Below are 8,334 nucleotides of genomic sequence, written 5' to 3' on the forward strand. Positions count from 1 at the left end.
GACCTGGCGCTGCGCCTCTTCTACACGGCCGAGCGGGTCCAGCCGTACCAGTTGCCGCCGCACCTGCGCGGCTTTGTGGACCGCTCCTGCCGTATGCTGCGCATGCCCTTCCCGCGCTTCGTCATCATCCATGACGGCGCGCCCAACGCCTTCACCTACGGCCACACGCCGCACAATGCCCGTATCGTGCTTACCCGGGGCGTGATCGACCTGCTCGAGCCCGGCGAGCTCGAGGCCGTGGTTGCCCACGAGCTGGGGCACGCGCGCAACTGGGACATGCTGCTCATGGCCGCGGCGCAGCTCGTGCCGCTGGTGCTCTACCTGCTCTACCGCTTTGTGCTGGACGCAGGGCGCAAGGAGCGGGCGGCGCCGGGCAAGCAGCGCTACACGGTCGCGCTGGGCGCCTACGTGCTGTACGTGCTGGCGCAGTATGTGGTGCTGTGGCTGTCCCGGACGCGCGAGTACCAAGCGGACCGGTTTGCGGGGCAGATCACTACCCGGCCCAATGACCTGGCCACGGCACTGGTCAAGATCGCCTATGGCCTGGCCGGCCAGGACTCGAGCCAGGCGGCGGGCGCGGAGGGCGGGGAGAGCGCGCAGCGCGCGAGGGCGCGCGCCGGGCGGAGCTTCAAGATGGAAGCCGTGGGCGCGCTGGGGGTGTTTGACCCCGGCATGGCCCGGGGCTTCGCCGTCGCCTCCTACGCGCGGCCTGCGGACGCCAATTCGCCCGGCCCCGGCGGCCTCGACCCTGCCGCAGTGAGGGGCGCCATGCGCTGGGACCTGTGGAACCCCTGGGCGCGCTTCTACGAGCTGCATTCGACGCACCCGTTGGTGGCGTTGCGGCTCAGGCACCTGGCTCAGGTGGCGCGGTCGCTGGGGCAGGAGCCGGCGATTGTGTTCGACGAAGCGCAGCCGGAAGGGTACTGGGACGAGTTCGTAGCGGATTTCCTGGTCAGGCTGCTCCCCTGGCTGGCCTTCGGCGCGTTCGCGACCGCAGGGTACGTGACCGGGACGCCATGGCTCTACGCTCTGGCCCTGTCCGCGGGCGGGGCGGCTTCGCTGGTGAAGCTGCTCTATTCGTATCCCCAGGGCTTCTTCCCCACGCTGCCCGTGGCCAGCCTGCTCAAGAAGGTGAAGGTCTCGGGCGTGCGCGGCGTGCCCTGCCGGCTGCAGGGGCGCATCATCGGCCGGGGCGTGCCCGGTCTCATCTGGTCCGAGGACTTCGTGCTGCGCGACGAGACGGGGATCATCTTCCTGGACTACCGCCAGCCCTCGCGGCTGTGGGAGTTCTTCTTCGGCCTCATGCGCGGGCAGCAGCTCCAGGGCGTGTCCATCGAGGCCACGGGGTGGTACCGCCGCGCCCCCGTGCCCTACGTCGAGCTGAACACGCTGACCGCGTACGGCCAGACGCGGCGCTGCTGGGTCTACTTCTTCAAGTTCTTCATGGCCCTGGCAATGCTGCTGGCAGGTATGCTGGGGATCGCGTGGATGGGTTGATCGGCCGGCCCGGTGCCGTGCCCGTGCCCCTGCCCGTGCCCGCTCCATAAGCTGGCCTGCGCATTGCGAGCGAAGCGAATCGGGGGCTCGAACGAACTGTCGGATGTCAGGAGTGCTGAAGGATGGGTGGTAAGCCGACTTCACAGCCGGGGGAGCGCCGCTACTGGTCGCGCCAAGTTACCGAGCGAAGCAATGCGCTCGACCTGGAGCGCGACGTCTTCACCTGGACGGACCCGCGCCGCATCGCGTCATCGCTCAAGCGCTCCGCCGAGCGGAGCCAGCGCCGCAAGGGTACGCCCTATCAGTCGGCCATGTCCATGCTCAACTTCTACATCAATCGTGCGGGCCGGAAGCTCGAACCACGGCAGCGGCGGGTGCTCGAGCAGGCCAAGCAGGAATTGCGCAAGCAGTTCGGGCACGAGTAAGCCCTCCTGACGCAGGCCACGACTGACCCGCCGCCGCCACACCCCGGCCACTCCATGGCTGGCAATCTTTCTCGCCAGGCTGAGACCCGGTCATGGTAGCCCGTCACGACAGCCGATCCTGCCGGTAAGACCCCAGCGCCCTCGCGCTTCTCCTTGACACCCCGGCGCCCGCGCTGTTACTGTACGTACAGTATATGACGTCAACCTTGTATAAGGGGAATTGAAGGCATGGCTCGGGGCAAGATGGTGTACGTCTCGGCAGCAGCACACCGCCGGCTCAAGATTCTGGCCGCTCGGCGCAACCGTCCTATGGGAGAGCTGGTCGAGGAGCTGGTGGAGCGCGAGGCGGAGGAGATTGAGAACCCCTGGCTGAGCCCCGTGGGGCTCGGTTTGCAGGAGCGTGCGCTGGCCGAGGCCTGGGGTGATCCGGCGCTGGACGTCTACGACGATGATTGACGTCCGGCGCGGCGACGTTGTGCTTGTGGCCTTCCCGTTCGTGGGGGAAGGTGGGGTCGGGCGGAAGCGGAGACCTGCCGTGGTCGTGCAGTCGGACCGCTACAACCGGCGCAGGGCGGCGGTGATTCTCGCTGCCATCACGAGCACGCAGAAGCAGCGTGATCTCCCGTGCAAAGTGACGGTCGCGCGCGATAGCCCCGACGGTCGCCACGCGGGACTGCGAACGGACAGCGTGGTAGACTGCCAGACCCTCATCACCCTGCCGCGAAGAGAGCTGGTCGCTCGGCTCGGGAGCCTTCGTCCGGAAGTCCTGAGCCTTATTGATCGTGCTATCGAAGATGCGCTGGGATTGCCCGGTCCGCGTGCCCAAGCTGTTCCGAAGTCCCCTCCATCCTGAGTCACGCGAGCAGGCAAACGGCCACGGCACTTTTCGAAAGCGGCTGGCTTGCCCAGGCTGGTCTAGGCTGCCGGTGTGCGGTGCGCCTCACGGCGGATGTGATCAGCCAGGCCGCACGCACTCTCCGAGCAGACCCATGGCATCGCGTAACTGCGCATCGGAGAGGTAGGGTGCGGGGCCGAGGCGGAGGACCTCGCCCCGATAGTCCGTATGGACGCCGCGGCGGCGCAGTGCGCCGCACAGCTCGGCGGCGCGGGGCGCGCGCAGTGCCAGGAAGCCGCCGATCCCGGAGAGCTCGAGGGAGCGGTCTCGGTCGATGACCCTGGGATCGAGGTCAAGCCCGTCGAACTCGCGCGCCAAGACCCCCATCTGGTGCTGGCTGACCTCCCGTAGCAATTGGGGGGTGAGCCCCTGCCCATCGAAGAAGTCGAAGACCGCGGCGGCGCGGTAATGGCTGGTGGGGTCGTAGGTCGCGCCGGCGAAGCGGTCCGGCCCGCGGCCGTAGGCGACCCGGCCCTCGCGTCCGGCCGAGGTGAGCGCGGTGAATTCACTGAACCACCCGGTGATCACCGGACGCAGCTCCGTCCCCGGCGCCACGCGCAGAAATGCATTCCCCTCGCCCAACTGGCAGTACTTGTAGCCGCCGCCTGTGACGAAGGCATCCTCCAGACCCTCCGCCCGCATCGAGAACGGCACCACATCCAGCTGGTGGTAGGCGTCCACCAGCAGCGCCGCGCTGGCGCGCCGGCACGCCTCGGCCAGTTGGCCCAGCCCACGCACGATGCGGGCACTGAGGAACAGAACCGAGGAGATGAGGACGGCGGCGGTGCGCCCGTCGACCGCCGCAGCGGCGCGCTCCGCCAGGCTTGTGACCGGCTCCGCCGGCAGCTTCACCACTTCGATCCCCTGCTCCGCCAGCCGGTCCAGCTGCCGGCGGATGCTATGGAACTCGGCGTCGCTCGTGAGCAGCCGGGGCCGGTCGCCGAGCGGCAGTGCCGAGAGGAAGCGCACCACCAGCTCGTGGGTGTTCGCGCCCAGGGCGATGTTCGCGGCGGCGTCGTCCAACAGCCGCGCGTAGCCCTGGCGCACCCGTTCCGCCTGCGCGAAGGCATGCTCCCACTTCTCGTCCACCCAGCGGGCGGCGTCCAGCCAGGCCTGCTGCTGGGCTTCGAAGCCCGCGTCGGGCCACGCCTGGTGCGAGTGTCCGGTAAGCAGCAGCCGGTTGGCCACGTCGAAGCGGGAGTAGTGCGACGCGAGGGCGTTGGGCGAGGCGTAGAGCGCCTCCACTGTGAGCATCGTGTCAACACTCCAATCGTTTGGCGGATGCACCTGGATGCTTGAACACATCCTCACGGGCCTGGATAGGAGATCCCTCGACCCCGGCGCGGAGCTTATCCTGAGCCCTTCGACTGCGCTCAGGGCAGGCCCTTCGACCCTGCTCAGGGCAGGCTCCGTCGAAGGACGCCTCCGCTCGGGATGACAGCAAGACGGTCATCAGGTGACAGCAAGACGGTCATTCGGAGGCTGAGGCAACGAACCGCGGCTCGGGGATAACAGGTGCGCTCACAGCTCCGAGCGGATCTCCCACAGGTCGGGGAAGGCGCGCCGGTTGAGCGTGGTGTGCAGGTAGGCCGCGCCGCTGGTGCCCCCCGTGCCCGGCTTCGCGCCAATGGTGCGCTCGACCATCTTGACATGACGGTAGCGCCACTCCTGCATCCCCTCGTCGAGGTCGACGAAGCGCTCACACAGCTCGCTCACGGTCGGGTCGGTGCGGTAGATCTCGATGAAGATGCGTTGCAGCGCAGGCGAGGGCTGGACGGGCTGCCTGGAATCGCGCTCGAGCTGGTCCCGCGGGACGGCGTGTCCGCGCCGTGCCAGGTACTTCAGGAACGAGTCCCAGATGGTGGGCCGGCTATAGCGCTCCTCGAGGAAACGCCGCATCTCGCTGCCCTCCCGGTAGTGGATCACCGCGGACCAGCGCTTCTGGCCCAGCGCGAACTCGAGGGCGCGGAACTGGTGGGACTGGAACCCGCTACCCGTCTCGAGCCGGTCGCGGAAGACCAGGAACTCGAGCGGCGTCATGGTCTCGAGCACGTCGATCTGCGCGACCAGCACCTTGAGGATCGTGAGCACGCGCTTGAGCGTGTGCTGCGCGCGCGAGGTCTCGCCCGCCTCGAGCAGCTCCTGCAGGTGGTCCAGCTCGTGGAGGACCTCCTTGAACCACAGCTCGTAGACCTGATGGATGATGATGAAGAGGGTCTCGTCGTGCTCGGGGCCCTCGGACTGAGGGACCTGGAGCGAGAGCAGCTCGGGGAGCCTGAGGTAGCTCGAGTAGGTCAGGGGCATAGCGGGTTATTAGCGGGTTATTGGGGCTCGGGCTCCACGGCGGCTACGCCGACGCTGGGCTCGGGCTCGGAACCTCGAAGGAAGCTGTCGTTGCACTTCCGGCCGCAGTCGCGGCCTGGACGCCGGCACAGCCGGGACCTGCTCCGTGGAGCCCGAGCCCAGCGAAGCGGAGCCCGAGCCCGAGCCCGAGCCCTCACACGAACCTCGGGGTGTAGCGGTTCAACGTCGAGTACTGCGGCGGCCAGGGGTAGGGCCAGCCCATCTCGTAGGCCGCGTGGCGGGTCCAGTAGGGGTCCCACAGGTGTGCGCGCGCCAGCAGGCAGAGGTCGGCGCGGCCGGCGGCCAGGATTGTGTTCACATCGGTATACGACGAGATATTCCCGACCGCCATGGTCGGGATGCCCGCCTCGTGGCGGATCCGGTCACTGAACGGCGTCTGGAAGAGCCGGCCGTAGGCGGGGCGCTGCTCGGCCACGGTCTGACCCGCCGAGACATCGATGATGTCCGCGCCCTGCGCCTTGAACATGCGCGCGACCTCGACCGCCTCGGCGGAGTCCACGCCGCCGGGCACCCAATCCAGGGCCGAGATGCGCACCGACATGGGCTTGTGCTGCGGCCATGCCGCGCGGATGGCGGCGAAGACTTCGAGCGGGTAGCGCATCCGGTTCTCGAGCGTGCCGCCATATAGGTCCGTGCGCCGGTTGGTGAGCGGGGAGACGAAGCTGGCCAGTAGATAGCCGTGGGCGCAGTGCAGCTCGAGCCAGTCGAAGCCCGCCTCTTCCGCCATGTGCGCCGCTCGTACGTAATCGGCCTTCACCTGCTCCATGTCCTGCCGTTCCATCTCGCGGGGCACGGGGCTGTGCGGGAAGTAAGGGATCGCCGACGCCGAGACGATGGGCCAGCCACCCTCCTCGAGCGGCTCGTTGTCGCCCTCCCAGATCAGCCGGGTCGCACCCTTGCGGCCGGCGTGGCCGAGCTGGATCCCGATCCTGGCCTGGCTCGAGCGGTGCACGAAGTCGACGACGCGACGCCAGGCGCCCACGTGCTCCGGCTTGTACAGCCCCGCGCAGCCGGGCGAAATGCGCGCCTCCGGGCTGATGTCCGTCATCTCCGCCATGACCAGCGCCGCGCCGCCCATGGCGCGGCTGCCCAGGTGCACCAGGTGCCAGTCGCCCACCGTGCCATCCTCGGCCGTGTACTGGCACATGGGCGAGACGACCACGCGGTTGTGCAGCACCAGCTCCCGCACGCGGAAGGGGGTGAAGAGCGGTGGCGGCGCGCCCCGGCGCGGCACCAGAAGGGGCGCAGCGGCCGGCGGCAAGCGGGGCTCCGGCTCCTCGGGCGGCTCCTGCCGGTGGGGCACGGCCACTCCGCTCTGCCGCTCCGCCCCGGCGGCATACCACTCGTCCACGCGGGCAACGAAGGCGGGATCCCGCACCTCGAGGTTGGCGTGGGTGAGCCGCAGGCTGCGCGTGAGCAGTGAGAACGCGAACTGCAGCGGCTCCATCTCCATGTAGCGCTCGGTGTCCTCGAACCAGGAGAGCGAGACCTGCGCCGCGCGCTGCAGGCTCTCGACGGCGGGGCGCCGCGCCGCCTGGTACGCCGCCAGCGCGGCACACAGCTCCTGCTGCTCGCCCAGCGCCGCCGCCAGCGCGATGGCGTCCTCCATGGCCAGCTTGGTCCCGGAGCCGATCGAGAAGTGGGCCGTATGGGCCGCATCGCCCAGCAGCACCACGTTCTGGTGATGCCAGCACTCGTTCCGCACCGTGGCGAACTGGCGCCACAGCGAGCGGTTCTTGAGCAGCCGGTGCCCCTCGAGCTCCTCCGCGAAGAGCCGCTCGCAGAAGGCGATGGTCTCGTCCTCCGTGGCGCGGTCCAGGCCCGCGGCGCGCCAGGTGGCCTCCGTCGCCTCGACAATGAAGGTGGCGCACCCGCCCTCGTACTGATAGGCGTGCACGCGCCAGAGACCGTGCTGGTCGTACTTGAAGTAGAAGGTGAAAGCGGGGAACGGCCGCGTGCTGCCTAGCCAGACAAAGCGGTTGGGCCGGACATCGATGGTGGGGCGGAAGACGTCCTCGTGCCAGGCGCGCACCGTGCTGTTGAAGCCATCGGCGGCCACGATCAGGTCGGAGCCGCCCAGCATGGCCGACTCGCTCACCTGGCACTGGAAGCGCAGCTCAACGCCCAGCGACTCCGCGCGCCGGGCCAGGATCTCGAGCAGCGCGCGGCGCGAGAGCCCGCTGAAGCCGTGGCCTGTCGAGGTGAGGACCTGGCCTCGATAGTGGATGTCGATCTCGTTCCAGTGCGCGAAACGCTCGGCCATGGCGGCAAACGTCTCGGGATCGGCCCCGGCCAGGCCATGGCCGGTGGCGTCCGAGAAGACGACGCCAAAGCCGAACGGGTCGTCCAGCCGGTTGCGCTCGAAGACCACGACCTGGTGTCGCGGGTCCGCCCGCTTCATCAGGATCGAGAAGAAGAGCCCGGCCGGGCCGCCCCCCACTATAGCAATCTTCACGGCAGCGCCTCCACGGTGCTGCTTCCCTTCGTACCCGTACCCGTATCCGTATCCGTACCCGTGCCCGTGCCCGTGCCCGATCCCTCCGACCTTTGCGCTTCCGGTCCCTCCGCCAGTCCCGATCCCGCTCCCGATCCCGCTCCTGATCCGGATGTTTCCCTGGCCGCCTCTCCCGCTCCCGCCTCCGCCCACCCGCGCACCAGATGCGACGCAATGATCAGATGCTGCATCTCCGTCGTGCCCTCATAGATGCGCAACGCCCTCACGGCGCGGTACAGTCGGTCCACCGGGTGATCGGCCAGTAGGCCGCGCCCGCCCAGGACCTGCACCGCGTCGTCGACAATGCGCTGCGCCGCCTCGGTCGCGAACGCCTTGGCCATGGCCGCCTCGGCCGTGATGCGCTCGGCGCCGCGGTCCTTCTCCCAGGCCGCCCGGTAGGCGAGCAGCCGCGCCGCGGCCAGGTCCGTGGCCATGCGCGCGAGCTTCTCCTGCACCAGCTCGAACTCGGCGAGCGCCCGGCCGAACTGGCGCCGGGCGGTGGCGTGGGCCAGCGCCTCGGCGAGCGCGCGGGCCGCCATGCCGCAGGCGGCGGCCGCCACTGTGGGGCGCAGCCGGTCCAGCGTGGCCATGCCCAGCTTGAAGCCGGCGCCCTCCTCGCCCAGCCTCCAATCCCCCCGCACCCGGCACGCCTCGAACGC

The 8,334-nt window shown here is 69.3% G+C and carries 8 protein-coding genes; 4 read left to right on the forward strand and 4 right to left on the reverse strand.

Features of this window, described 5'->3' with window-relative positions; translation table 11 throughout:
• The 4 genes from HY703_06655 to HY703_06670 all read left to right on the forward strand — a co-directional run.
• Positions 1–1,497: M48 family metalloprotease (locus HY703_06655; protein MBI4544854.1), on the forward strand; the 1,497-nt coding region annotated here is incomplete at its 5' end.
• Positions 1,498–1,619: 122 nt separating this feature from the next.
• On the forward strand, positions 1,620–1,922 hold the full coding sequence (locus tag HY703_06660; protein MBI4544855.1) for a DUF3175 domain-containing protein: 303 nt from the start codon (positions 1,620–1,622) through the stop codon (positions 1,920–1,922).
• Positions 1,923–2,150: 228 nt separating this feature from the next.
• Positions 2,151–2,378, forward strand: coding sequence for a hypothetical protein (locus tag HY703_06665; GenBank protein ID MBI4544856.1), 228 nt, complete (start codon positions 2,151–2,153; stop codon positions 2,376–2,378).
• Positions 2,371–2,775 (forward strand): type II toxin-antitoxin system PemK/MazF family toxin, encoded by a 405-nt coding sequence (locus HY703_06670; protein ID MBI4544857.1) that lies wholly within the window; start codon positions 2,371–2,373, stop codon positions 2,773–2,775. The genes HY703_06665 and HY703_06670 overlap by 8 nt, the downstream gene beginning before the upstream one ends.
• A 102-nt stretch (positions 2,776–2,877) precedes the next feature.
• Here the strand turns inward: HY703_06670 and HY703_06675 are convergent, their stop codons facing one another.
• The 4 genes from HY703_06675 to HY703_06690 all read right to left on the reverse strand — a co-directional run.
• On the reverse strand, positions 2,878–4,071 hold the full coding sequence (locus HY703_06675; GenBank protein MBI4544858.1) for a kynureninase: 1,194 nt from the start codon (positions 4,069–4,071) through the stop codon (positions 2,878–2,880).
• A gap of 267 nt (positions 4,072–4,338) precedes the next feature.
• Positions 4,339–5,121, reverse strand: coding sequence for a tryptophan 2,3-dioxygenase (locus HY703_06680; GenBank protein ID MBI4544859.1), 783 nt, complete (start codon positions 5,119–5,121; stop codon positions 4,339–4,341).
• Between the two features lie 193 nt (positions 5,122–5,314).
• Positions 5,315–7,621 (reverse strand): bifunctional salicylyl-CoA 5-hydroxylase/oxidoreductase, encoded by a 2,307-nt coding sequence (locus tag HY703_06685; GenBank protein MBI4544860.1) that lies wholly within the window; start codon positions 7,619–7,621, stop codon positions 5,315–5,317.
• Between the two features lie 11 nt (positions 7,622–7,632).
• Positions 7,633–8,334: hypothetical protein (locus HY703_06690; GenBank protein MBI4544861.1), on the reverse strand; the 702-nt coding region annotated here is incomplete at its 5' end.

The organism is Gemmatimonadota bacterium, assembly GCA_016209965.1.
Classification (GTDB): Bacteria; Gemmatimonadota; Gemmatimonadetes; order Longimicrobiales; family RSA9; genus JACQVE01.

What these genes read in the sequence shown, in the direction of transcription:
- HY703_06660 (MBI4544855.1), top strand. Translation starts at nt 1,620, where the DNA reads ATGGGTGGTAAGCCGACTTCACAGCCGGGGGAGCGCCGCTACTGGTCG.
- HY703_06665 (MBI4544856.1), top strand. Translation starts at nt 2,151, where the DNA reads ATGGCTCGGGGCAAGATGGTGTACGTCTCGGCAGCAGCACACCGCCGG.
- HY703_06670 (MBI4544857.1), top strand. Translation starts at nt 2,371, where the DNA reads ATGATTGACGTCCGGCGCGGCGACGTTGTGCTTGTGGCCTTCCCGTTC.
- HY703_06675 (MBI4544858.1), bottom strand. Translation starts at nt 4,071, where the DNA reads ATGCTCACAGTGGAGGCGCTCTACGCCTCGCCCAACGCCCTCGCGTCG.
- HY703_06680 (MBI4544859.1), bottom strand. Translation starts at nt 5,121, where the DNA reads ATGCCCCTGACCTACTCGAGCTACCTCAGGCTCCCCGAGCTGCTCTCG.